The organism is Stenotrophomonas sp. 80084_Sma, assembly GCF_056481995.1.
On the sequence record NZ_CM151177.1, the window covers coordinates 3,009,928 to 3,035,675 of the forward strand.

General features: G+C 62.7%; 20 protein-coding genes. 14 read left to right on the forward strand and 6 right to left on the reverse strand.

Going from position 1 to position 25,748, the window contains the following annotated elements; genetic code table 11:
- Positions 1-61: 61 nt before the first annotated feature.
- On the forward strand, positions 62-2,203 hold the full coding sequence (locus ACZK3W_RS14010) for a TonB-dependent siderophore receptor (RefSeq protein ID WP_478450046.1): 2,142 nt from the start codon (positions 62-64) through the stop codon (positions 2,201-2,203).
- A 56-nt stretch (positions 2,204-2,259) separates the two neighbouring features.
- On the opposite strand, the gene ACZK3W_RS14015 is transcribed toward ACZK3W_RS14010, so the two are convergent.
- On the reverse strand, positions 2,260-2,541 hold the full coding sequence (locus tag ACZK3W_RS14015; protein ID WP_478450048.1) for a hypothetical protein: 282 nt from the start codon (positions 2,539-2,541) through the stop codon (positions 2,260-2,262).
- Positions 2,542-2,750: 209 nt separating this feature from the next.
- Here ACZK3W_RS14015 and ACZK3W_RS14020 point away from each other — a divergent pair, with 209 nt between their 5' ends.
- From ACZK3W_RS14020 to ACZK3W_RS14065, 10 genes are all read left to right on the forward strand, one after another.
- Positions 2,751-3,425: a response regulator transcription factor gene (locus tag ACZK3W_RS14020; protein WP_478450049.1), complete on the forward strand. Its 675-nt coding sequence runs from the start codon at positions 2,751-2,753 to the stop codon at positions 3,423-3,425.
- On the forward strand, positions 3,425-4,774 hold the full coding sequence (locus tag ACZK3W_RS14025) for a sensor histidine kinase (RefSeq protein WP_032128607.1): 1,350 nt from the start codon (positions 3,425-3,427) through the stop codon (positions 4,772-4,774). Before ACZK3W_RS14020 ends, ACZK3W_RS14025 begins: the two co-directional genes overlap by 1 nt.
- 323 nt (positions 4,775-5,097) lie before the next feature.
- A complete protein-coding gene (locus ACZK3W_RS14030) occupies positions 5,098-5,514 on the forward strand; it encodes a hypothetical protein (RefSeq protein ID WP_180845091.1) in 417 nt (138 codons plus the stop codon).
- A gap of 135 nt (positions 5,515-5,649) precedes the next feature.
- Complete coding sequence (locus tag ACZK3W_RS14035; protein WP_478450050.1) at positions 5,650-6,840, forward strand: efflux RND transporter periplasmic adaptor subunit; 1,191 nt, start codon at positions 5,650-5,652, stop codon at positions 6,838-6,840.
- Positions 6,837-8,801, forward strand: coding sequence for a MacB family efflux pump subunit (locus tag ACZK3W_RS14040; RefSeq protein ID WP_478450051.1), 1,965 nt, complete (start codon positions 6,837-6,839; stop codon positions 8,799-8,801). Before ACZK3W_RS14035 ends, ACZK3W_RS14040 begins: the two co-directional genes overlap by 4 nt.
- A 90-nt stretch (positions 8,802-8,891) precedes the next feature.
- Positions 8,892-9,287, forward strand: coding sequence for a hypothetical protein (locus ACZK3W_RS14045; protein ID WP_180845094.1), 396 nt, complete (start codon positions 8,892-8,894; stop codon positions 9,285-9,287).
- A 26-nt stretch (positions 9,288-9,313) separates the two neighbouring features.
- Positions 9,314-9,691 carry an EF-hand domain-containing protein gene (locus ACZK3W_RS14050; RefSeq protein WP_049463021.1) on the forward strand — a complete coding sequence of 126 codons (378 nt, stop codon included), beginning with the start codon at positions 9,314-9,316 and terminating at the stop codon, positions 9,689-9,691.
- Positions 9,692-9,806: 115 nt separating this feature from the next.
- Positions 9,807-10,004, forward strand: coding sequence for a hypothetical protein (locus ACZK3W_RS14055; protein ID WP_032128612.1), 198 nt, complete (start codon positions 9,807-9,809; stop codon positions 10,002-10,004).
- A gap of 398 nt (positions 10,005-10,402) precedes the next feature.
- Positions 10,403-10,969, forward strand: a complete 567-nt coding sequence (locus ACZK3W_RS14060; RefSeq protein ID WP_197615110.1) for a UDP-N-acetylglucosamine acyltransferase — start codon at positions 10,403-10,405, stop codon at positions 10,967-10,969.
- Complete coding sequence (locus ACZK3W_RS14065) at positions 10,966-11,436, forward strand: outer membrane lipoprotein (protein WP_256200885.1); 471 nt, start codon at positions 10,966-10,968, stop codon at positions 11,434-11,436. The genes ACZK3W_RS14060 and ACZK3W_RS14065 overlap by 4 nt, the downstream gene beginning before the upstream one ends.
- Positions 11,437-11,484: 48 nt before the next feature.
- Here the strand turns inward: ACZK3W_RS14065 and ACZK3W_RS14070 are convergent, their stop codons facing one another.
- The 3 genes from ACZK3W_RS14070 to ACZK3W_RS14080 all read right to left on the reverse strand — a co-directional run bounded on the left by ACZK3W_RS14070 (position 11,485) and on the right by ACZK3W_RS14080 (position 14,244).
- A complete protein-coding gene (locus ACZK3W_RS14070; protein ID WP_478450053.1) occupies positions 11,485-12,807 on the reverse strand; it encodes a Smlt3024 family type IV secretion system effector in 1,323 nt (440 codons plus the stop codon).
- A 22-nt stretch (positions 12,808-12,829) separates the two neighbouring features.
- Positions 12,830-13,693 (reverse strand): Smlt3025 familytype IV secretion system inhibitor, encoded by an 864-nt coding sequence (locus ACZK3W_RS14075; protein ID WP_197615108.1) that lies wholly within the window; start codon positions 13,691-13,693, stop codon positions 12,830-12,832.
- 203 nt (positions 13,694-13,896) lie between these two features.
- Positions 13,897-14,244, reverse strand: coding sequence for a winged helix-turn-helix transcriptional regulator (locus tag ACZK3W_RS14080; protein WP_121503603.1), 348 nt, complete (start codon positions 14,242-14,244; stop codon positions 13,897-13,899).
- Between the two features lie 101 nt (positions 14,245-14,345).
- On the opposite strand from ACZK3W_RS14080, the gene acuI reads away from it, so the two are divergent.
- On the forward strand, positions 14,346-15,335 hold the full coding sequence (gene acuI / locus ACZK3W_RS14085; protein ID WP_049463019.1) for an acrylyl-CoA reductase (NADPH): 990 nt from the start codon (positions 14,346-14,348) through the stop codon (positions 15,333-15,335).
- 128 nt (positions 15,336-15,463) lie between these two features.
- On the forward strand, positions 15,464-15,784 hold the full coding sequence (locus ACZK3W_RS14090; RefSeq protein WP_049463018.1) for a hypothetical protein: 321 nt from the start codon (positions 15,464-15,466) through the stop codon (positions 15,782-15,784).
- 69 nt (positions 15,785-15,853) lie between these two features.
- Here ACZK3W_RS14090 and ACZK3W_RS14095 read toward each other — a convergent pair whose 3' ends face one another.
- Complete coding sequence (locus tag ACZK3W_RS14095; RefSeq protein ID WP_049463017.1) at positions 15,854-16,078, reverse strand: hypothetical protein; 225 nt, start codon at positions 16,076-16,078, stop codon at positions 15,854-15,856.
- Positions 16,079-16,241: 163 nt separating this feature from the next.
- Between ACZK3W_RS14095 and ACZK3W_RS14100 the strand changes: the two genes are divergently transcribed.
- On the forward strand, positions 16,242-18,995 hold the full coding sequence (locus ACZK3W_RS14100; RefSeq protein WP_197615131.1) for a UvrD-helicase domain-containing protein: 2,754 nt from the start codon (positions 16,242-16,244) through the stop codon (positions 18,993-18,995).
- Positions 18,996-20,032: 1,037 nt separating this feature from the next.
- On the opposite strand, the gene ACZK3W_RS14105 is transcribed toward ACZK3W_RS14100, so the two are convergent.
- On the reverse strand, positions 20,033-25,690 hold the full coding sequence (locus tag ACZK3W_RS14105; RefSeq protein ID WP_478450055.1) for a DUF3320 domain-containing protein: 5,658 nt from the start codon (positions 25,688-25,690) through the stop codon (positions 20,033-20,035).
- Between the last annotated feature and the right edge of the window lie 58 nt (positions 25,691-25,748).

Sequence of the window (25,748 nt, forward strand, 5' to 3'; positions counted from 1 at the left end):
GATAGGTCACGAAGTGTTGCAAATGCTAATCTTTCTCATTTGCAGACACCCCCCTCTCCCGATGCCTTTTCCAATGCCCCTGCAACGCGCCTTGTGCCTGGCACTGATCCTGCCCCTGGCAACCCTTGCCCATGCTGTCGAGCCCTCCACTGCCGCGCCAAAGGACCTGGACAAGGTCCAAGTTCGCGGACGTGCACAGACCCTGTACCGGGTGGACGATGCTGCGGTCGGCACCCGCACGGATACACCGCTGGAGCTGGTCCCACAATCGATCCAGGTCATCCCGCGTGAACTGATCGACGATCAGGCCGCGCGTCAGGTGACCGACCTCTATCGCAGCATCAGCGGCATCAGCTACTTCAGCTATGCCGGGGTGACCCTGCGCGGCTTCCGCCAGGAGAACGTGCTGTATGACGGCCTGCGCGGCGACCCGTATGCAGGTTTCTCGGTCCCGCAGTTGTTCAACATCGAGCGCGTGGAAGTGCTGAAGGGACCGGCAGGTGCGCTGTATGGCGGTGGTGATGCAGGCGGCGTCATCAACTATGTAACCCGCAAACCGAAAGCCAGTGCCGGACGCAACATCGAGATCCAGCTGGGCGACAAGAACTTCCGTGCCGGATCGATCGAGGGTACCGGGCCGTTGAATGCCTCCGGCAACGTGCGCTATCGCGCCGGGCTGTATGCCGACAGTGAAAAGGGCGTGCGCTGGAACACCGACAGCGAAAGCGTGATCGGCGACGCCTCGCTGGCCTTCGACATCGGCCAGACCGGCGAGCTGGTGCTGCAGTTCACCGACATCACCCAGAACCTCGGCGGCAACCGCCTGCGCGGCGTGCCGGTGAATGATGCGGGCACCTTCCTGACCGACCGCCGCTGGAACCACAACGAGGCCAGCGACTTCCTCGACATGCGCGCCAAAGTGGCGCTGGCGCAGTACCGCTTCGCACCACGTGACAATCTGGATGTGGACTTCGCCGCTCGCTGGTTCAGCAACAACGAGCACCAAATGTACCACGAGCCGATGGGCCTGATCGATCGTGACCGCGATGGCGTGGCCGAGTGGATGACCCGCCAGCTGCGCAACCAGATCCGCGACAACGAAGCATTCACTGCCAACGGCAATGCAGTCTGGCGGGTGACGACGGGCGCGGTTGAGCACAAGGTGTTGTTCGGTGCCGATGTGTACCAGCTGGATGCGGATTTCACTGCACAGACCGCCAGCAGCGCCGACCTTGCCCGTGGTGCGGGGCCGGTGCGCGGTATCGACCTGTTCAATCCCGTGTATGGCGCCAGTACCTGGCACGACTACAACCTGGCGGCCCTGCCCTGGCGCAGCACGTCCACCCGCAGCATGCGCTATGGCGGCTATCTGCAGGACGAGCTGGCACTGGGCACACGCTGGCATGTGCTGGCCGGGCTGCGCTGGGATGGCTTCAAGGACGACGACCGCATTGCCGGTAGCAGTGTGGACGGCAACGACCTCAGCTGGCGGCTGGGCAGCACGTTCACCGTGCGCGAGGGCCTGAATGTCTACGCCAACATGGCCAGCGGCTTTGTACCGCAGAGTGCCGGCAACCAGAATCCGGCTGCCGGCGGACCGTTCGATGCCGAGCGCAGCAAGCAGTGGGAAGTGGGCATGAAGTCCCTGCTGGCCAACCGTGTAACCTTGAACATGGCCGCCTACCGGATCGACCGCAGCAATATCGTGCAGGCCACCGGCGAAGTGATCGGTGGCGTGAACCAGTTGGCCGCGCTGGGCCTGGTGCGCAGTACCGGCATGGAGCTGGATCTGCTGGCCGACCTCACCGAGCGCTGGGTGCTGAATCTGACCTACGCCTACAACGATGCGCGGGTGAAGGATGCAGGCCCGAATGGCATCACCAACGCTTCCGGCGACCGATTCGCCAATGCGCCACGCAACAAGCTGGGAATGTGGACGCGTTATGACCTTCCGGCGATCAACTCCGCCATCGGCTTTGGCATGGATCACGTTGGCGAGCGCGTCAGTCTGGACGGGCAGACGGTCAAGGCTTACACCGTGTTCGACATGAGCTGGAAGACCACATGGAAGCAGTGGCAGTTCCAGGCCAACGTCAAGAACCTGTTCGACAAGGTATATGCAGCCAGCGGTTTCATCGCGCGCAACGGGCATTTCCCGGGTGAGCCGCGGCGGGTGTACGTGCAGGCCGCTTACAGCTTCTGACGCAGGGCTGGGGGCGGTGATGACGGGGAGGTGGCAACCCACCTCCCCTGTGGGTGTCAGTGCGAGCAGGCCACCAGCATCGAGCGGGTGGCCATCTGGGTGGAAGTGAAGCCGTTCTTGTTGCCCACCGCGATGGCGTTGCCGTCGTCGCCATCCTTGCTGAAGACTACATAGCCGTCTGGGCACATCTGTCCGGCCTTTTCGTAGCAGCCACTCCAGGAACTGGAGCCGCTGCAGTCGATGGAGACGCCGCGCCGGCCATCGGGTGTAACGGTCATCTGCGCGGTGGTACAGCCACCCAACGCGGCCACAAGCAACAACGGAACGAACAACTTCATGGGTACTCCAGGGATTGGGGGGCAGCGAGTGGGCGCCAAGGCTGGAGTGCCTGGATTGCGCGAACCTTGCGCCGACAGCGTGTTTCCTGCGCCACCACAGCCGTGCGGAAGATCGGGAAGGCACGCCATGTTCACGCAATGTTCCTGTAATACGGTGCCGGCGCGTGCCGAACCGCCCTGCCACACCCCTTCCTGCCCAAGCCCTGCCGATGCACATCCTGCTGATCGAAGACGAAGCCGAACTGGCCGCCACCCTGAAATCCGCCCTGCAGCGCGAGCGCTACGTGGTGGACCTGGCCAACACGCTGGCACTGGCCCGCGAAGCGGCCCTGTGCGGATCGCACGATCTGGTGCTGCTGGACCGCACCCTGCCCGACGGTGACGGGCTGGGATTGATTTCCCTGCTGCGTGAGCGCATCCCAGGGGTGCCGATCATCGTGCTGAGCGCGCTGGGGCAGCTGCCGGACCGCATCGCCGGCCTGGATGAGGGCGCGGACGACTATCTGACCAAGCCCTTCGCACTTGAGGAACTGTTCGCCCGCATCCGCGCTGCAGGGCGCCGGCCGAGCGGCATGCAGGTGGAACTGGTCAGCATCGGCCGGTTGGTGTTCGACCCGGCATCGGGTGAAGCCAGTGTGGGCGGGCAACGGCTTGAGCTGCCGCGCCGCGAGATCCGTGTGCTGACCGCGTTGGCCCGGCGGCTGGGGCGCACCGTGCTCCGCGAGTCGATTGAAATGGCGGTGTATGGATTCGATGACGGCATCCATTCCAACACGCTCGACTCGCACGTCTCGCGCCTTCGCCGCAAGCTGGCCGATGCCGATGCAGGAGTAGAGATACACGCCATCCGTGGCGTCGGCTATCTGATGCGGGAAGCCAAGTAATGGCGCGTCGTCCCTCGCTGAAGCGCCCGTTGATCGTCAAAACGCTGATCTATCAGCTGCTGGCGTTGCTGGTGGCGTTCTTCGCGCTGCTGATGGTGCTGATACGTGCCGACAGCGGTGGCTACTACACCATCCAGACCTTCGCGCCGGTGGCGGCCGACGCGGTGCACCGCGACCGCAATGGCGACCTCTACGTGCAGAACACGCCGGAACTGGCCGAACTGCTGAAGGTCGTTCCCGGTGCATGGTTCATCGCCGAGGATGAGCACGGCCACCACGTTACGTTCGGGCCTGTGCCGCCGGCCTATGCCTCGCTGGTAGGCGCACTGGATGGCATCCCCTTTGGCGACCTGCGCGGGCGCGACCGCAGCGATGGCCTGGCCGTCGTGGTCCGCCAGCACAGCGGGCCGGCCGGCAAGCTGACCATCATGGCCCATGGCGAAACCGATACGCTGACCTGGCAGATGGCGTTGGCGGCACACATCATCACCCTGCCGATCTTCCTGCTGCTGGGCCTGGCCACCATCGTCCTGACACCGATCATCGTGAGACGAGCCCTGGCCGGGGTGGAGCGCATCGCCCAGGAAGCCCGCAACATCTCCGCCAGTCGGCGCGGTGTCCGCCTGACAGAAACCGCGGTGCCGGTGGAGATCGCTCCGTTGGTGACGGCGGTGAATGAAGCACTGGAGCGGCTGGACGAGGGGCACGAGCGGCAACGCCGCTTCATCGCCGCCGCCGCGCATGAGCTGCGTACCCCCATTGCGATTCTGAGGGTGAAGGTCGATGCGGCCGACGACGCCACCTCGCGCAACCTGGCCGTGGAAGTGGCACGGTTGGCGACGCTGGCAGAGCAGTTGCTGGATCTGCACCGCATGGACGAAGACGGGCCGAAGGAAACCATCAACCTGGCGCGGGTGGCCAAACGGGTGGCCGCCGATCTGGCGCCGCTGTTGATCCAGTCGGACAAGACCGTAGCCGTGGCGGTGGAATCGCACTTCCCGGTGTTCGGCGAGACCGGCGCAGTGGAGCGGGTAATCTCCAATCTGGTGCTGAATGCTGCCGAACATGGCGGACGCCAGATCATCGTGCGCGTTCAGGGCAGCTGCCTGGAGGTCGAGGACGACGGCCCCGGCATACCGGTCGACCAGCGCGAACGGGTTTTCGAACCCTTCCAGCGGCTGCGGCCACGGCAGACAGGCGCAGGACTGGGGTTGAACCTGGTGCGCCAGGTGATCGACCGCCACGGCGGCCACGTCACGATTCTGGATGCGCCTGGCGGTGGTGCATTGATCCGTGTTGAGTTTCCACTGCACCCGGGCGTGACCAGCGCGCCACCGCTGGAGCACTGAACACACCGCGTGCACCTGCGTAACTGGCACCTGTCCATGCGATGCCGGTAGCGAGGACAGGCAAGGTTGCGGCAATGTTCGCTGCACAGCATCGAGGTGTGGCACCTGCCGTGCCACCGCGTTCCGATCTGACAGGAAGCCTGCATGTGACCCAGGGAGCTCCTCCACCATCCTCTTCCACGCGCACTGTGCCACCGCGGAATTCGCCGGGCCTTACCGCTGCCGCGTGGAATCGCCGCCCGCGTAGTGGCCGCGCGCTCGGCCTGGAACATTGGCCGCTCTGGCTGCGGGAAGTTCCCGAAGCCGAGCGCGCAGGTGTATTGATGCGGCTGTTCGGCGCCTTGTTCCTGCTGCTGCCCGGCATTGCACTGGTCGCTTCAACGTATCGGCACGCGAGCGCAGCGGCGGCCGCTGCCGTGCTCCTGTTCGTTGCCGTGCATGCCGCGCTGCATGGGTTGGCGGCATGGCGCGCGGCAACCTCGCGCCCGATGCCACCACTGCTGCGCGCTCTGGATGATCATGCCGCTGGGATAATGATTGCCAGCGCGCTGCTGATCGCCATCGGTGCAGGAATGACGAAGCTGCCTGTTCCAACATTCTTCTGGTTGTTGGCCGGCGTGGTGAGTCAACTCTTCGCTGCGCGATTGTCAGGTCACCGGCTGCGCAACGCACTGCTGGTTCTCGGTAGTGCCCTGCAGTTCATCGCCGTAGCATTGCTCGCCCTTCTTGCCGCACGCTGACACAGCGACAGCCCCGCAAGGTTCACGCAACCCAGCGCATCGAGACTCGACGGCCAACCCCGTCTGCCACGCCAGACGTGTGTCTCTACTGCCGCGAGGACCCGCGATGACCTGTCTCTACTGGATGCTGCGCCGATGAGCGCCGCACCACGCAAGCGCCGCCGGGCGCTCATGATTGCTGCCGCCCTGCTGTTCAGCGCACTGATTCTGTTCGCATGGTTGCGGCCCGCACCACCTCCGCAACTGCAGGTTGCGCCGGTCGTTCGCGGCAGCATCGAACAGGTGGTGGAAGCCACTGGCACGCTGAAGCCCTCGCGACTGGTAAGCGTGGGCGCGCAGGTCTCCGGCCGCATCGACACCCTGCATGTGAAACTGGGCGACAAAGTGAAAGCCGGCGATCCCATCGCCGATATCGATTCGCGCACGCAGCGCAATGCATTGCTGAGCGCGCAGGCCGCACAGCGCACCGCGCGCGCCAACCGCGATGCACTGGCCACCGACCTGCGCCAGTTCGAGTTGACACTGCATCGGCAGCAGCAACTGGCTGCCGTGCAACTGGTGGCCCGCGCCGACTTCGATGCAGCCCAGGCCAAGGTCGACGCCACCCGTGAACAGATCGCCGCGTTGGACGGTGAAGTTGCGCGTCGACAGACCGACGTCGATGTCGCGCAGACCAATCTGGAGTACACCCGCATCACCGCCCCCACCGACGGCACCGTACTGGCCGTGGTCGCGCGCCAGGGGCAGACCGTGAATGCGGTGCAGAGCGCACCGACCATCGTGATGCTGGGCAATCAGGACGTGATGACGGTATACGCCGAGATCTCCGAGGCTGACGTCGTACACACCGCTGTTGGGCAGGAGGCGTTCTTCACCATTCTTGGTGATGCCGGTCGCCGCTACAGCAGCAGGCTTCGGGATATAGCACCAGCACCGGAATCGATCACCAACGAAGACAGTTCCAGCCTCGCCGCACCGGCGGTGTCGGGTGGCAGCCGCACGGCCATGTACTACAACGGCCAGTTCGACGTGGACAACGCCGATGGCCGCCTGCGCAGCTACATGACCGCGCAGGTTCGCATCGTGCTGGGCCGCGCCAACGACGTACTGACCATTCCCTCGGCCGCATTGGGTGCGCGCGCCGTCGATGGCAGCTACAGCGTGCAGGTCCGTGGTGCCGACGGCCGCGCCAGCACGCGGCGCATCACCACCGGGCTGGATGACCAGATCCAGGTGGAAGTACGCGACGGGCTGAACGAAGGCGAACAGGTCGTGCTGGCGCAGGCCAACGTCGAAGCCACCAGCGCACCCGCTCAGCCCAAATGAGTACGACCATGACCGAGCCACTGCTGCGCGTTCGCGGCGTACGCCGTGAATTTGCCGCGGGCGAGCAGACACTGGTGGTACTCGACGGCATCGACCTGGATATTCACGCAGGTGAACTGGTGGCCATCGTAGGCCAATCCGGTTCGGGCAAGTCCACGCTGATGAACATCCTGGGTTGCCTGGATCGCCCTTCCGCTGGCGTCTATCAGATCGCCGGGCGCGAGACCGCGCAGATGTCGCCTGATGAACTGGCCGAACTACGCCGCGAGCACTTCGGCTTCATCTTCCAGCGCTACCACCTGCTGACCGATCTGACTGCACTGAGCAATGTGGAGGTGCCTGCGATCTACGCCGGCATGCCTGCCGAAGCACGCCATGCACGGGCAGCCACCCTGCTGTCGCGGCTGGGTCTGGGCGAGCGCATGCAGCATCTCCCTGGCGAGCTCTCGGGCGGCCAGCAGCAACGCGTTTCGATTGCGCGTGCGCTGATGAATGGTGGCGCGGTGATCTTCGCCGACGAACCCACAGGTGCGCTGGATACGCATTCCGGCAAAGAGGTGATGAAGATCCTCGGCGAGCTGCACGCCGAGGGCCATACCGTGGTGCTGGTCACGCATGACATGGCCGTGGCCGAGCATGCGCAGCGCATCATCGAAATCCGCGATGGGCGGATCGTGGATGATCGTGCAACCGGTACTGCTCTGGCGGCGGGCGTGGCGACGCCAGCCGTGCCCCAATCCGCGGGTAGCAGCGGCTGGCAGGTCTGGCGGGACCGTTTCGCTGAAGCCTTCCGCATGGCACTGCGCGCGATGAACGCCCACCGCATGCGCACCTTCCTGACCATGCTCGGAATCATCATCGGCATTGCTTCGGTCGTGGCGGTGGTAGCACTGGGCACCGGTGCACGGCAGGCCATCCTGTCCAACATCTCCTCGTTGGGTACCAACACGATCGAGATCTATCCCGGTTCCGGTTTTGGCGACCTGCACTCGGCGCGGGTGGAAACACTCACCCCCGGCGACAGCGTGGCCTTGGCCCGGCAGCCATTCGTGGACAGCGCCACCCCGGGTGTTGCCACCAGCGGCACCGCCCTGCGCGGCAACCGCTCTGCCAGTGTGCAGGTGCAGGGCGTCAGCGAGCAGTACTTCCGCGTGCATGGCCTGAAGCTCGGCGAGGGCGCCTTCTTCGGTCCACCCGGCGTGGCCGGCTACCAGCAGGTGGTGGTGATCGACGCCAATACCCGCGCACGCTTCTTCGCCGCGACCGACAATCCGATCGGGCAGACCCTGCTGCTGGGCAATGTCCCGGTGCGCGTGGCGGGTGTGGTGAAGAAGGACGCCGGTACGGCCGGTGATGCATCGCTGCTGCGAGTATGGCTGCCCTACACCACCGCAATGGCGCGCGTACTGGGGCAGAGCCACGTCTCCAGCATCACCGTGCGCGTCTCGGATGCGATCAGCATGGAAGCGGCTGAGCAGGCCATCGGGCGACTGCTGACTCGCCGCCACGGCAGCACCGATTTCTACATGAGCAACAACGCGCAGATCCGTAGATCCATTGAACAGACCACCGGCATCCTGACCATGATGATCAGCTCCATCGCTGCCATCGCACTGGTGGTGGGCGGAATCGGGGTCATGAACATCATGCTGGTGTCGGTGACCGAACGAACCCGCGAGATCGGCGTGCGCATGGCGGTGGGCGCGCGGCGCAGCGACATCCTGCAGCAGTTCCTGATCGAATCGGTGCTGGTCTGCCTGCTCGGTGGCGTGCTCGGCATCGGCGTGGCGCTGGCGCTGGGCGCGGTGATGGAGCTGGCCGATGCGGGCTTCAGCCTGGTGTTCTCCGTCAATTCGATTCTGGCTGCATTCGTGTGTTCCAGCCTGATCGGCGTTGGTTTCGGCTTCCTGCCGGCACGCCGTGCCGCACAGCTGGATCCTGTGGAGGCTCTGGTTCGATAGCCGCTGCAATTGCTCGCTCTGACGGCAGGTTCGCGCAATGTCTGCGGGGTGTACTACGGCTACCAACGATGTCCGCACAGGAGCTGGACGATGTTTCTGAAGACAGGAAGAACCGCGCTGATTCTGGCGGTCGCTGCGCAGCTGGTGTTGATGCCGTACGCCGGCGACGCCCATGCGCAGCGTGGCGACCGCTACAACCCGCAGTGGAACCAGGACTACCGCGATCGGGAGCGCGATGCATGGGAACGGCGCGAACGTGAGCGGAATCATGAGCGCGAACGCGAGCGCCGGCACGATGCCAAGACCGCCGGTGTCGTGGTGGGCGTGGTAGGTGCAGCGGTGGTGGCCGGCGTGATTGCCGCTGCCGCCAAACGCGAGCGCGAGACCCGCGAGCGCGCCAACTACTGCATGAACCGCTACGGCAACTACGACCGCCGCAACGACACCTATCGCGGCTCCGACGGCTACACCTATCCCTGCCGCTGATCTGCAATTTTCAAGGAGAATCACCCATGACCAGGATCACTCTGTTGATCGCCCTGTGCACTGCCCCGTTGCTGGCCCAGGCCTCACCGGCCGACCCGAAGCAGGCCTACATCGACGCCACATTCACCGCCATGGATGCCAACAACGACGGACGCGTCGACAAGACAGAGTACGCGACATTTCAGCAGGAACGTTTCAGCAAGCAGGCCGATTCCATCGACGCCGCGTTTTCCGCGATGGACAGGAACAAAGACGGCAGGATCAGCAAGGAGGAAGCCAACGTGGTGCCGGAGATCGCGAAGTACTTCGCCGGCCTGGACACCGATGGTGATGGCTATCTGTCGCTGAAGGAAATGCAACAGGCCATGGTTGCCGCTCAGACTGCAGACGCACCAACAAAGTAAATCCAGGGCGGGGAGCTGAAGATGGATACCCATCCGGGCTCGGTGCGGGTTGAATACACCCTCTTCCCACGTTAGCCTCCGAGGTGCCCAAGGAGGGCTATCAACGGAGTGAAGCATGAAGATTGGATTCAAGCTGTCTGTTGCTATTGCGGCTGCTGCACTGACCCTGGGAATCGGCAGTGCCTCCGCGCAGTCCCGCTGTACCCCGTGCTACACCGCCTACGAGGCCTGCCTCGCAGCGGGCAATGGCGAGAAGGTGTGCTACCCGGCTTTTGCCCGCTGCCTGCGGAACAGCGGCTGCACCATCCCGTAAGTCACGCACTGCCGTGACGTGTGCCGGCCCCCATTGCGGGGGCTGGCATTGGTGCTTCTCGAAAGGTGCTCCTCGCTCCTCACGGTATCAGTCTGCATTCCAGCTGGCCGGCCGAGCCGAGCATGCACGCAGAATACCCATCCGCCATATCGGTAGCACAATGCGTCCGGCGCATTTGCGCGACGGCGCGCGGACCCGGTGCTGAGCCCCTGGCACCCTTTTCCGTCCTTCGCAGCACCAATCCTGCCAGGTGACAGTACCAGGCAGATCGCCCCAATTCAGGTATCCTTGCGCGCAGTCAGCCACGCCTTCATGCGGCCGCTGCGGTGCAGCATCGTCGTTGCCGACGAACACACGATTCGCCATGGATGTTTCAACGTAGTCACAGGGGAAAATGGATGAAGAAGTTTCTGTTCGCAGCGATCATCGCCGTGTCGCTGGTAGGTTGCACCACCAATCCACCGCTCAATTTTTCGGTCCCGAATGTCGGGGTCAGCAGCAAGAAGATTGATGGCGAGTTGAAGTCATTGACGGTCACGCTGGCACGTCCGGATGAAGCCAAGGGCAAGATCCCCGCGCAGGCCCAGCACGAAGTGCCGCAGATGTGGCAGAACGCGTTGACCGAAGCGCTGAACAAGATGGCGGTGTTCCGCGACGACGCGACGGTGAAGTTGAGCCTGTCGGTGAAGATCCTGGCGATCGACATTCCGAGCTTCGGTGCATCGATGACCACCAAGACGATCGCCCGCTACGAGCTGATCGATCGTGCAACGGGCAGCATCGTCTACACCCAAGATGTCAGCGCGTCCGGCGAAGTTCCGTTCAACTACGCCTTCGCAGGCGTGATCCGTGCCCGTGAGTCGATCAGCCGCTCGGCCCAGAACAACATCGCCCAGTTCCTGCAGGCCCTGGAGACAGTGGATATCTCCAAGCCGATGTTCCCGAACAAGCAGGAAGCGCCGTGAAGCGCCTGCTGCTGGCCGCATCCGCTGCTGTGATGCTGACCGCATGCGCACCAAATGTGCGCACGGACAGCTACTCCATCGGTTCGGTGGGACAGGTCAATCGCACCGTCAGCGGCACGGTCATCAGCGTCCGTGCGGTCAGTATTGACGGCTCACAGGGCGGTGGTGCCGTTGCCGGCGCTGCGGCTGGCGGCGTGGCCGGCTCCACCATCGGTGGCAGCGACCAGGCGGCGGCCATCGGTGCCATTGGCGGCCTGGTGGTAGGCGCGATTGCCGGCGCAGCCTCCGAACGCGCACTTTCGCAGGCCAAGGGCCTGGAATACGTGGTGCAGACGGAGAACGGCAATCTGATGACAGTTGTACAAGGCCCCGATCCGGTATTCAGCACCGGCATGCGGGTGCTGGTGCTGTATGGGTCACCCTCGCGGATCATTGCCGATCCACGCCAGCCGAAGTCGGCCCCGTAAACGCGGCGATGCCCCTTTCATGGGGCATCGCTCTGCAGCGGTGCGATTTCACCCCATCCGCACCGCGTGACTCTCGCGAGCCTGCACTTCGATATCCTGCTGGCGCTGCATGACCGCCTGCTGCCGCTCCAGACTGGCGGCTTCCATCTGCTGCAACGACTGCGCAACCGGCGTATGCACTGCTACATCTGTGGGCATTGAAACGCGCAGGTGGGCGGGATCGTTCATCTCGCCCTGCACCACGAACACGTTCCGCCCTGCGGGAGTGTCGGCCGTCTGGGCGCTCAGCAGCACGTGATCGGCGCGTTCAAGCTGGTTGCGGCGGGCCAAGGCCATCACGCTCGCCACAAGACGCTCGCTGTTCTCATCGTGGGTGCGCCCGGCGCTGGCATCGATCGCGGCAACGCCTTCGCGCACCTGCTGCATCAGTGCGTACTCCCGATGGCCTGGGCCGATGTCCGCCAGGCGGGTCGGCGCCTGTGAGGGATCCGGCACGTCGTCCGCCGCTGCGGTCAGCGGGCTGCGGGTAATGGTCCGATACGGGTCGTCCGGGTGGAACAGGGTACGTTTTTCCTGGCGTTCCAGACGAACCTCGCGCGCGTCGTTGAGTTCAGCGATACGGGCGGGATCGGTGATCTCGCGCAGCGACATGTGACCGCCGCCCGCATTGACGCTGGCCCATTTCCTGTCCGCCTCGAAGTACATCGCGTAGTAGCTGTTGCCACCGATGACGTTCGGATCGACCGCCGAGCGCCCTTCCAGGGCCTGGGTGGCTTCCAGCACACTCAACCGGGTCAGGTACTGGCCGCCCTTCGTCCATCCCATCTGGCTGATGGCATCGACGCTGGTGTTGCCTACGCGGGGGCCTCCGGCGTAGTCGTTGTTGAGCATGTTGGTCCAGATCTGTTCCAACTTCTCGGGGCCGCTCTTCTGCTCCGCCGCCTGCAGCAGCACGCGCGGCGTCCAGCAGTTGGGATCGAGCTCATGCCGTTCAAATGCCCGGTCGTGGGCCAGCATCACATCCTTGCCGGGAAGATTCAGTGCCATTTCGGGGCGCCCCTGCTCCATCCAGTACAAGCGCCGCTCCAGGTCCTGGCGCAGAAGCGTCTGCCCAAACACATCCCATTGGCGCTCGCTCAGCTGCGCGTCGGGAAAGCCGGATCCCTTGCCCTCCTGGTGCCGTGCATAGTCCTGTGCGTAGCTGTTTGCAACGCGGCCTGGCAGGCTGTCGTTGCGAACAACACCCAGCGCCAGCGTCCCATAGCCATCCGCATCGGGCAGTTGCGACAGATAGTTCCAGTACAACTCGCGGTTTCCGGCCTTGGCATAGCTGGACAGAATCTTGAGATTCTCTTGCGTCAACCCGCCCATTGCCTGCTCCTGAATGCACTCATTATCGGACTCGGGTGCGCGCGACGACGTCCCGCACCGCATCTTCCATCCGCTTCCAGTCAGCCAGGAAGGCCCGCTTGTAGTTCAACGAGATGGAAAGCTTGTTCTCCACATCCGAGAAGTAGTGGAAACACCCTGCCGCAGCTTGTCCTTGCTCACTGATGACCTGATCGCCCTGCAGGCGAACGCCATCCCCCCGGAATGCCGTGCTTTCGCATTTGATGAATGTGGTCAGGCTGCCGTTGGGAGCGCGCGCGATGTACCAGTCATCTTCATAGGCAGGATTTCGGATGGGCGGTTTTCCATAGCGCGCTTCGTACGCCTTCGAGAAAACCTCCATCCTCGTTTCATCGATGGCGTAAGGCGTCAGGCCCATGACGTCGGACCGCGCAATCCGCAGATCGAGCCGATCCCGAGGATCCCCTCGCTCCACCGATCCTTCCTCGGTGGATGCCTGGTTGGAGGACAATCGCTCCAATGATGTTTCGATTGGCGCACGATCGATGTAATCGATCGCCACAGCAATCTCCTTGCGGAAATCATTCGTACGCGGATTCGCCCGGGCACCCGGAGCAGTCGGCTTCATGTCCGGCCACTCGATGACCAGCGTCACGCCCTCGCCCGGCCACGGTGCGATCTGGCTGTCCAGGTAGTTGGCCGGAATGCGGAAGGTGTTCGGCCCCAGCTTCACGTCCACGGGGGCATCGGTATAGGTGTGGCCGTTGATCGTGCGGCCGGTCTGGGTTGCGCCGGACATGGCGGGATTCCTTTCGTGTTCGTTGGACGGTGGCCGCGCACATGCGCCGGCACTCACTGCAACGGCAAGTGCAAGCGTCAGACACCGGCTGGGAGACATCACGTGCATGGGCATTCCATTGCAGGGTTCCAGTGCCACTATAGGGAACCGGGTGTCAACGGAACAGGAACCGCATCGCCGCCCTTCACGGAGCGAGGCAGCGCTCCACATGCGCTGCCTGCAGCAATACCACTACCGCGATTGCTACGGCCTCCGAAACGCTGCGGGGTGCGCGGGCCATGTCGACCACACTCGGCGCTACGCTTCAGGCCTCAGCCGTCGCTGTCCGTACTTCTATGGCCACGATAGGTTTCGCCCCACTCGCGCATGGCCAGCAGCACCGGCACCAGCGTGCGCCCGAATTCGGACAGCTCGTACTCGACCTTCGGTGGCACCTCTGCATAGACATGGCGGATCACCACCCCATCAGCTTCCAGCTCCCGCAGCTGGCTGGTCAGCATGGACTGGGTGGCATTGGGCACCCGCCGCGTCAGCTCCATGAAGCGACGCTTGCCGGTCATCAGGTGAAAGAGGATGACAGGCTTCCACACGCCACCCATGACCGACAGCGTGACCTCCACCGCGCAACCGCTCTTGCCATCCCAACGCTTGCTACGCATGCATACTCCGGAAAACCATAGTACCTACGGAAAATCATCGTTCTTGTTGCAATAGCGGTGCGAGCCTAGCATGGCCCCATTCCTTGAATGTGAGCCCCTCCATGACGTTCAAAGCACTGCTCGCCCGCAAGACGAACAACCAGGTTTCGACCGAACTGGTCGATTTCGATGAGGCCGACCTGATGGACGGTGACGTCCTGGTGCAGGTCGAGTACTCCACGCTCAACTACAAGGATGCGCTTGCCCTCACCGGCAAGAGCCCGGTCATCCGGACGTTCCCGCTCATTCCCGGCATCGATCTGGCAGGCGTAGTGCTGGAATCCAGCAGGGCCGACTTCAAGCCAGGCGACCGCGTTGTGCTCAATGGCTGGGGCCTGAGCATGAGTCACCACGGCGGCCTGGCACAGCGTGCGCGCGTGCGTAGTGAATGGCTCAACCGGATTCCCGGCAACCTGACCACCCGTGACGCCATGGCCATCGGCACCGCGGGCTATACCGGCATGCTGTGCGTGCTGGCCCTGGAACATGCCGGCGTGACGCCCGACAAGGGCGATGTGCTGGTGACCGGCGCCAACGGCGGTGTCGGCTCGATTGCGGTGGCGATCCTTTCAAAGCTGGGCTATCGCGTGGTGGCCGCCACCGGGCGCCCGGAGCATGCTGAGTATCTGCACAACCTGGGTGCGAGCGAAATCATCGACCGCGCGCAGCTTTCGGAACCACGCGACCGGCCGGTGAGCGCCGAACGCTGGGCCGGCGTGGTGGATGTGGCCGGCGGCCCTACCCTCGTCAACGCCATCGCCGAGACCAAGTACCGCGGTGCCGTGGCCGCGTGCGGCCTGGCGCAGAGCGACGCGCTGCACGGCTCGGTGCTGCCTTTCATCCTGCGCAACGTGACCCTCGCAGGCGTGGATTCGGTGAATGCGCCGCAGGACGTCCGCCAGCGCGCGTGGGACCGGCTTGCCACCGACCTGGATCCGCAGAAGCTTGAAAGCACGGTGCAGCTGATTGGGCTTGCCGACGTGCTTGAGGTTTACGAGCAGATCATTCCCGGCAAGGTGCGTGGGCGGATAGTGGTGGATGTGAATGCCTGAGGAAGCCTCCCCAGCGGATTCCATCCGGCAACGAATGGTGAACACGCCGTGAAACCATGCGTGCGGCAGTGGCCGTTTGCCACTGCTGCTCGCATACGCTCAGGTTTCCGCCGACTGTGGACACCGCCATGTCAATGACTGCACTCGCACTTGCGACCGCTCTTTCCGGCCTGCCCGACATTGCCTGGGAGCGCGAGCGCGGCGAAGACGCACATCAGCTGATGCTCTGCCAGATCCATCGCGATGAGCTGATGCAGGATGACGCGAAGAGCGATGCCTACCAACGCGCCAAGGCGGTCTGCGATCTCCTGGCGCGTGAGTACAGGAACAAATGGGATTTCGATGCGCAGGAGGCATTGGCGGCATCGGCAGTGGATCTGGATGAGCTGATCCGGCGGGGAGACCTGGTTGAGGTGCCTCCAACAAGGCAGGACCGCGTCTACGAGTGATTCCGTGCCGGCAGGTGCTGGCACCTGGAGCTGCCGCAGGGCAACCAGGTCCAGTGCCGATCGGCGAGGCTAGCGGATGCGACTCCGCGCCAGTGCCAGGCGCCTGATCTCGTCTGGCAGAAACACGACGCCGTCCTCCATTTCGATGCGCATCTGCGAGGCATCACCTTCGTGCCCCTGCATTGCAGCGGTCACCAGAATCTTCAGTGCATCCGTGCGGATATCGTAGCCGCCGACGGTGTGCTTCAAGGTACCCACACTGTTCCAGTCGATTTCCATGATCGGCGTCCACATCCACAGGCTTCATGCTGGCAACGGCCTTCGCCCACGTCAATGAAACCGGTCGCACGGCCGACCATGAAGCGAAAGGCCACGCGCGTGGTCAAGGCCCCTTATCATGGAGGGGTAAGGGCTCTGCAAGCCCAGTTGACGTACGCAAGGCAGTATCTGGATGTCTATGGAATGGCGCCCCTCGGGCTGGGGCCTACGTGTGACCCGCTCGCCGAACTGGTGGCTGCGACTTGACGGCGAACATGTTGAGCTTTTGATTGAAGGTCGCCAGTACCGGCAACACGTGGCTGACGACGAGCGCGTGCAGGTCATCCCTGGACTCTTCTGGGCCAAGGTCGTCCTGCAGACCCAGGGCGACGGCGTGCTGACCATGGATGGACTGTCCAACAGCCAGGCTTCCCGGCTTGCGGCAGCGCTGCAGCAGGTGCGCTTTGCGGGTACCACGCGCGGGCGCAAGGCACTGTTCGACACGATTCTGGAGCAGATCCAGTCGTGGCTGGCCGAAGCAGATGCCCTCATCGACCGGGGCAGCACCGGCCGCCGCTGGATCACGCACGAACAACAGCAGGCACTGCTGGCCGGTCGCCCCGCCCTGCCGCTCCCGCCGCGCGAGCTGGAACAATTGTTCCTGGATGAGGATGTGCACGAGGACCTGCATTCGCCCAGCCACCGTGCAGCACTGGACGCCCTGGGCGACTGGCAGCTGGACTGGCCCGAGGCGTGGGCCGACGCCAACGCAACCATGGCAGCGCGCGAACGGGTACTGGCCAAGGACTTCCTGGACCGGGTCGAGAGCAAGCCGCTGACCGACGAACAGGCCCGCGCCGTCATCTGTTTCGACAACCGCGTGCAGGTCGTCGCCTCCGCTGGCTCTGGCAAGACCTCCACCATGGTCGCCAAGGCCGCTTATGCCATTGATCGCGGCTTTGTCGAACCCGAACGGATCGTGATGCTCGCCTTCAACAAGGACGCCGCCAGGGAGCTTGAAGAGCGCGCGCAGCGATGCTTCGACCGGCTCGGCATGGGCGACACCGTGGTTGAAGCCCGGACCTTCCACGCCCTCGGCCTGGCCATCGTCGCCAAGGCCACCGGACGCAAGCCCGACATCCCCGAATGGACCACTGACGCCACTCTGGGCTTCAACAAGCTGGCCGAACTGGTAGACGATCTGAAGGATCGCTCGACCCACTTCCGCACCCAGTGGGATATGTTCCGCCTGGTATTCGGGCGCGACCTGCCGCCATTCGGCGCGGAAATGGAGGCCGATGGCTACGACCGCGATGGCACGCCCTACATCCGTACCCTGCAGGGGGAACGGGTGAAGAGCCTGGAAGAGTGCGTCATCGCCGACTGGCTCTTCTACAACGGCGTGACGTACGACTACGAGCGACGCTACGAGTTCGACACCGCGACAGACACCCATCGCCAGTATCGCCCCGACTTCTATTACCCGGACGCCGGGCTGTATCACGAGCACTTTGCGCTGGATGCTGATGGTCAGCCGCCGGAACACGTTTCCGACTATGCCGAAGGCATGCGCTGGAAACGCCAGCAGCATGCAGCGCGCGGCACGGCCCTTGTCGAGACAACCTCGTTTGGCCTGCGCAGCGGGCATGCCCTGCTGGACCTCGCAGAGAAGCTTGGCGAGTGTGACATCGAGCTCGACCCGAATCCGGACCGCGAGCTGCCCGATCAGGGCGCCAAACCGATGCCCGATGCGGACCTGATCGGCTTGATGCGCACCTTCATTGCCCACGCCAAGAGCAACTGCCTGACGCTGGACGATATGGCCGCACGCCTGCGGCAGATGCCCGAGGATCAGTTCAAGGAGCGACACCGTCGCTTCCTGGAAATCGCCGGGCCGGTTTTCCAGGCCTGGGACAACGCACTGGCTGACGAGCGCGGCATCGACTTCGAGGACATGCTCAACATGGCGGCCGGGCTGCTGGAACAGGGCCGCTACGAATCGCCATACGAGCTGGTGATGGCCGATGAATTCCAGGACGCTTCGCGCGCCCGCGCACGCCTCTGCCGTGCATTGGTCAGCCAACCGGGCCGCTATCTGTTTGCAGTGGGCGATGACTGGCAGTCGATCAACCGCTTCGCCGGGGCCGACGTTTCGGTGATGACCGGATTCCGCGAGTGGATGGGCCATGGCCAGGTGCTGAAACTGGAACAGACGTTCCGCTGCCCACAGGCGCTCTGCGATGTGTCCAGCCGCTTCATCAGCCGCAACCCCGCGCAGATCGCCAAAGCAGTTCGCTCAGCTGCAACGGCCATGGGCCCGGTGCTGCAGGCGTTCCAGATGAATCGGCGTGAGGAGGTGCAGGATGGCGTTCGCCAGTACCTCGCCAAGCTGCATCAGCAGTTGTTGTCCGGGGCGGTGCCGCAAGGGCGCAACGGACGCGTGACGGTCTTCATCCTGGGGCGCTACCGCGCCGATCGCAGCGCGATGCCTTCGGATTGGAAGACAGCCTTCGGCAGCACGATGGAGGTCGAATTCCTGACCGCACATCGATCGAAGGGGCGCGAAGCGGACTACGTGATCCTGCCGGGCATGATCAACCGCAGCTTCCCGAGCCTGCGCGCGGATGACCCGGTGCTTTCCCTGGCAATGCCGGATGGGGATACCTACCCACTGAGCGAAGAACGGCGGTTGTTCTATGTCGCGCTGACGCGGGCGCGACGGTCGGTGGCCATGTTCACCCTGCAGGGGAAGCGCTCGCCGTTCCTGGACGAGCTGGTGAAGGACGGGGCAGTGAAAGTGACCGCAATTTCAGGCGCGGCCATCAATGAAGAACGCTGCCCAGTGTGCAAGGTGGGCGTGTTTGTGGACCGCAATGGGCCGCATGGGGCTTTCCGGTCGTGCTCCAGTTACCCGTTGTGCCACAACAAGCCAACAGGTGGGCGTCGGGGCTGAGTGCCGCTTCCTCCACATATGCCTGCCTGCGTCAGGGCACACAGGCACCGTCTCGGTTTCGCCCCAGGCATGATGCGCCATGGCGTTTCCGGAAACGAAAAAGCCCCGGCAGGACCGAGGCTTTTGTCTGGATGGTGGCAAGGTTGCAGGGTATCGCAAGGTCCCCACACGTCCCCGCCGCGCCCTACTACGGGATAATGCAGCCGTTCAGACGCAGGCATTGCATATAGTTCCGGGTACAGATACTCAAATTTGTACCTGACGCCTCGCATGCAATGTATTGGACCTCGCAGACGGAACAAGGGCCTGGGGCTTTCGCCGTGGCGCTACTGATTCCAATGGTCAACGCACAGGCCGAAATAGCAACAGAAAGCTTGAATCCAATCATCATGCCATAACTCCGTTGGTCGCCCTCCCTGGGCATCCGAAGCCTAGCGCGGCTGTCTGCAAATTGCCCGGCGCCGACGTCAGCGCTTGTGCACCCGAAACGATTACCGTCCTTGAATGAAGTAATTCCCTGTTGTCAGAGGAATGCATCGATTTTTTTGTTCACCTGACCTTAGTGGCCGGATGGCTGGCCAGCAAGGACCGTAGAAACAAGAAGCCCCTGTTCCCAGGGGCTCTTTGAAACAACTGGCGGAGAGAGTCGGATCGGATCACCTTCAATCCAAGCCCTTCAATCCGTTGCAGAAAGCCTGCTGGGCAGATTTCCTTTGAATGTTTCCTCGATCATAGCCGAGGGCTACCCTACCGATCCATCCTGCCTGTTCCTGCCGGAGACACTTGCCTCCATAAGCGCCCATGGTTGAAAGCCAGACTTCGCCGGCCTGCACTGATGGCGAGGCCGTTGCATCAGCCCAAAGTGGAGATGCGGCGCTACCAGCGGGAGCAGTTCGCCAAATGGCTGGCCGATTCCAGCAGCTCCTATCCTTGACCCGCTTGCCCCGTTTCCCACCACAGGGCCCCGCCATCAGTGGTGGGTGGCTAAGACTAGCAGTGCCTACTTTTTCTCCCTCTTCATAGCAACTCGAGCACGATCACTGTTGAACAGGTCGCTCTACCAGCAATCCATTCCGCAGATCCAAGACACCACGCGCCAGAAGTATTTCGGCCCTACCCACTAGAGCAGCTCGCAGCTGCGCGCTCGTCGTTCGGAAGCCCAGCCGGCGCGACACGTGGAGCGCTACTTCGTCCAATGATGCCCCCAGGTTCTCGCGCACCAGCTCCAAAATTGCGGCATCCATCTCCATGGATGGAAGCAACTCAGGTCGACGCAGGCTCAGGGAATGAACGCTGCTTCTGTCCCGCACTCGAATAGCGCGTCCGGGCCACAGGAGGAACTCCCCATCCTGCAGAACAAGACCGTCTTCAACTGCCCGCCGGATGCCCTCATCCACCGCACTCTGGATGCGCCCTCCGGCCCGCTGCAAGCCCCATAGAGAACGAATGCGCACAACGACCTCTGACCGATGGATTGGGCCTTCGACGTGAACCACGTCGCGCACAAAACCTGCCATCCGCATTGCAGGAACTGCATGCAGCTCCTGTTGCTGGCTGGGCACCGAGAAGTTGGCTTCCACATAGGGATCGGTGTTGGGTAACTCGTCAGAGCTGACCAGACCCACCTCGACGAAGTCATCGTGGTCAACACTCTCGAAGTTGACTGGAACGGCGCGTGATCGAGAGACCGCCTCTGCCTCAAAGGGATCTGGCTCCAGTTTTGAACGCTCAATGACGCGCACCAAGGCATCAAGTTCCGCGACAGGCCTGAGGAACCATTCCGCACTCCATACCCTGTGGACTTGCCAGCCCTTATCGCGGAGCGCCTGGTCACGTAGACGGTCTCTATCACGCGCACCGTTGGACCTTCGGTAGGAGTCTCCGTCACATTCAATACCAATAATGTAGCGCCCTGGCCTGTCCGGATCGGCGATGGCAATGTCGACGAAGAAGCCGGCCACCCCCACATGCATGTGAAGGTCGTAGCCACGAGCGATGAGCGCTTTGGCAACCTCCTGCTCAAACGTTTTCTTGCGCTCCTCGACAGCTTCGCCGGCGATCTGGAGGCGCCCCGTTCGGGCATAGTGCAAGAACAGTTTGAGTGCAGCAGTGCCCTTACCTTTGCCTCGACTGAGATCGATGTCATCGTCAGTGATGGACGAAAAGACCTCACATCGTTGTTTGGCCCGACTGATGAGCACGTTGAGACGTCGTTCGCCGCCTTCGCTACTGACCGGACCGAAGTTCATGCTCACGCCGCCGCGCGAATCTCGGCCATAGCCGATAGAGATGAAGATGACATCGCGTTCGTCGCCCTGGATGTTCTCCAAGCTTTTGACGAAGAACGGCTCGTGGGCGTGTGCCGTGAAGAAACCTTCTGTCTCAGGGTGCTGGCGACGCAGCAGTTCCACTTCGTCAAAGATTGCCCGCCGTTGCTGAGTCGAGAAAGCGGCAGCCCCCAAGGTAAGGTGCGGTGTCGTTTGTGCGTGAGCAATGACCGCCATGGCAACTGCTTTCGCCTCACGCGCGTTGGTGCTAGTGCCACCACGATCATAGACGGCGTCTGGCAGGTGGTGGAACCGCAGACCTACGCCCGCCTCACTCGTGTAGGGGCTTGGCACGATTAGTAGCTTGTTCTCGTAGAACTGACTATTGGACACTGCGATTAGAGACTGGTGGCGGCTTCGGTAATGCCACTGGAGCATTCTGTCCGGCAGCCCCCGCGCCAGACACAGACCCAAGATACTCTCCACATCTGCCGGCGCGGCAGAGTCATCCGACGGCGTGGTCGAATCACCCAAGGCTCTTGAGAAAAACCGTGTGGGGGGCAATTGACGCTCGTCGCCCACGATGACCAGTTGCTTGGCACGAGCAATGGCACCCAAGGCGTCGATTGGCTGGACCTGACTTGCCTCGTCGATGACCAAAATATCGAACTCCACCGCACCTGGCGGTAGAAACTGAGCCACCGACAGCGGACTCATCATGAACACTGGCTTCAGCGCCTGGATGGCAGGCGCTGCCGATACCATCAGTTGGCGAATAGGCAGATGGCTTCTCTTCTTGGCCATCTCACCGAGAATCACCGCCACTGGTCCTGCGGCCCCGTTCTTCGATGGGATTCGCTCACGATGCGAGCGCGAAACCTGCCGCCGAGCCAGGTCAATGCGGCTTCGGTCCAGCTCGCAAAACGACTCGACAAGCTCGGTCTGCCTTTTGCCGTCGAACGTCGCCAGTTCCGGGGCCCGCGCCACCATTGCTGACAGAACCGCCTCATAATAGGCTAGATCGAACGTGCCCCGAGCCTCATCAGGAGCTAAGACACCGGTCGCCAGCGCATCGGCGAAGTTCTTCAGTCCACGTCGTTTGGCCGCATTTGCTTGAGCTATGTAAGCGACCCATTGCGGGAGCCCTTCTGGATCTGCTTCCCACGCTTTGAGCTGGCCTATCGTGGCATTCACGGAGACGTCAGCAGTATTCGATGCGACCTCGTCGTTGCCCGCAAATCGTAGAGCAGTGAATAGCTCAGAAAGCTCGATGCCCAGCCTTTCAGCTTCCTCAAGCTGATTTGTCGCCCGCTCGAGCTTCTGCTGGGGATCGGCAGTGCGCGAGGCCAGCATCCTCAAGCCAGCATTTGTAGTCATCCAGAGACAGGCATCCTGGAGCGCAGCAGCATCCGAAGCGAGGCCTCGCCACAGATCACCGAACGCGACTTTGCCTTGCCGGTCGCTTTGAGCAAGTTGGGCAATTGCAGCCTGAGCGGTGGTCAGAGCGTCGATGCGTTCGAGGGCCAGTGACACGGTCATCGACCTAGAGTCATTCAGCGAATCGCACACTGAAATGGCCTGCCCGAACGAGGCCGTGTCGTCGAACAATCGAAGCAATGGAACCCTTGGAAGAGAGGACTCTGCCGCGCTCCACAGCATCTGCCCGCTAGTGAGCAGAGATTCATGTATGGGAGACAGAAGGGCCTGGAGTTCGGCAAGTCCCGGACCCAGACGAGCCGCCAACTCTGCCGCTAAGCCTTTGTCACCAATAGCAGCGACTTGCTCCCTGGCGCCCAGCCCAAGCGGGCGCATGCCACGCATCCAAGCTACAACGCTCCTTAAGAAGGCGGTATCAGAGCGATCACGCTCCCAGTTAGCGCCGAATGCTTCCTCACCCTGAGCATTGCCCTCATCGACCCGGCGGAGCGCTGCCTGTGCGTCAAGAAGTTTGTCCAATGCTGGCAGCAACTGATCAGCGGGGAGCTTGGGATTTCGAAGCTGCGCGCGGACCAACCGATTCGCGGCACGCCACTCGCCGCTTAAAAATCGGAAGAAGCTCCCCGCGCGGCTGGCGATTTGCAGCCGAGCGCCCTCAAGGTTGGCAGACCACGCAGACTCACGGAACACCTCACTTAGTTCACGGCGGGCCGCCTGGACCTGCTGTACCCAATCGACCAAATTCTGGACCGAATCAACGCCTCGCTCCCAAATACGAGCAACTAAAGCATCGCGATCAATCTGCGGCGCTGAGCTGGCGCGCTCAGCAAGCGCGCAGACATGAGCCATTACCTCGAATGTTAGCGGCCGCTGCTCCCCTACTAACTGGGCTAGACGGGCTAGGTCAGACCCCATGCCTGACAGCTTCTGGTGCGCATCGCGCATCACAGACAGTTCCCTGCCGAGGACGAAGTCACTAGGAACCCTCGACAACTCTTGTCTCGTTTGCTCCCAGACATGTTCAATTGCCGAATCGGCCGCGAACTCGTTACAAGTTCGGCGCAGCTCCTGCGCACGCCGAACGTCTTCGATCAGGCTCTCGGGGTCCGCAGGAGTCTCCCAAGACGCGTCGGCGAGTGCATCGGCTCCGAGAGGCGGTGCCGTCAGCAGAATCTTTGTTCGATAAATTGCGGCTTGTGGTGCGTCAAGGCTGTCCGAGAATGTAAGGTCGAGAACGCTGGTCAGTTCGACGGTGCGTTGCTTCCAGTCCTCCAGAGTATTGGCGAGTTCAGCGATGTCCCGAATCAACCGGTCCCGATCGTTCGGCAGAAGCGCATCATTCCCGACGCCGGCCCAGGCGTGCTGGTCGGGGATGCCCATTGTGAGGACACGGTCGCACAGATCCTGAAGTAGCTTCTGGTTTTCCTCTACTCTGTCCCACGCCCACTCGAGCGGCGAATCGAGCCGGATGCGGGCCGTGACGTGCCCTTCCCGACGCAGCCGAACAAGGTTGCCGAACACTTCGTAGGGCGTCAGTCTGGACGGCAGCATTTCCTGGTGCAGGCGTGACGCATGGGCGTTAAGCAAATCGCGCCGCTCAGTGAGCTGACGGACGATCGGGCCGCTGTCCTCATCGGCCAGCGGGCTCAAGTTCCATGTGAGCCGAAGTTCTTCGAGCAGGGCTCGCTTGTTTGCCTTGTTGCTGTGAAGCTCAAGACAGGCGACGCCGAGGCGAACTTGGTCCAAGCGCCTCTTCACAACTTCCAGGGCCGCCAATTTCTCCGCCACGAACAACACGCGCTTCTTATCGGCAATTGCCCCCGCGATAATATTCGCGATGGTCTGGGACTTGCCGGTTCCCGGCGGTCCCTGGACCACAATGCTCCGCCCCTTGAGCACGTCATGGACAACTAGCGATTGGGAGCTGTCGCTGTCGACGACATGGCGCATGAGTTCCGGGCTTACAGTGGCGTCAATGTCCTCTTCGTTCGTCGAAACAACTGCGCCGGGGAACCCATCCGAGACTACGCCCCGAAGTGCGGGGAGCGCTTCTAAACCGCCAGACTGCTCCCAGCTCACAGGGTCCAGATCTCGATACATCATGAACTTCGCAAACGAGAACAGCCCCAATACCGCATCGTCCGGCACTACTGCCCAGTCAGGCTTGCCCTCTATCAGGGACGCAACCTTGGACAGGTAGTCATCGATCTCGAGGCTTTCGAACTCATCGATCTCGGGCAGCTTCATCTCAAACTGACGTTGCAGGAAGAGCTGGAGCGACAAATTGGCGACGATCTCATCACCCTGCCATCTGAGGTGGAATTTCTCGCCTGCGTTGCTGCGCTCCAAGGCGACGGGCACAAGCACCAGCGGAGCATATCGGTCGATCTTAGGGGTGGTCGGCGCACGCCATTTCAGATAGCCAATACCGAGGTAGAGCACGTTAATGCCCTGCTCTTCTTGAAGCGTACGGGCATCAACGTAGAGGTCCAAGAGTCGCTTCTGCAAGCCGGTCGGTGTCAATCGCGTCATCAACTGGGCGTCCCAGTGGCTAACACGGCGCCCCTGTTCGTCCAGCTCTAGGCTGGGCTGCGCCAGAAGTTCGAGGTCATCCGGCTCATCCTGGATAGTCGCGAGGTCGGATTCCGCATCAAACCCCTTGACCTGGACGGCGCTGGCTAAGTCGGACTGATCGTCTCCCTCTCCTACGGTATCGTCTACGGCTGTCTTTGGGTCAGCTCTACCAGCAACGAAAGTGAAGCGCTTTCCGTCGATGACAAGTGTCTGATACATCGCTTGCGCGAGCTCATTGACCACTTCAACCGTCTTGGCATGGCCGGACCTGGGAACGCTAAGCAGCCGGTTGCGGGTCGATAGGTCCAGCAGCTCAAGGCGAGCCCGATTGACCTTGTCAATCAGAGAGCCGCGCTCCCGGAGCACAGATCCGCTCTCCGGGGCGTCGACCGTCCCTACCTCAAACGACTTATCCATGTCTCCCCCTATGGCCCGGAACTGGGCGCCAGAGCTATAGTGCCTCCATCTGGGCCGG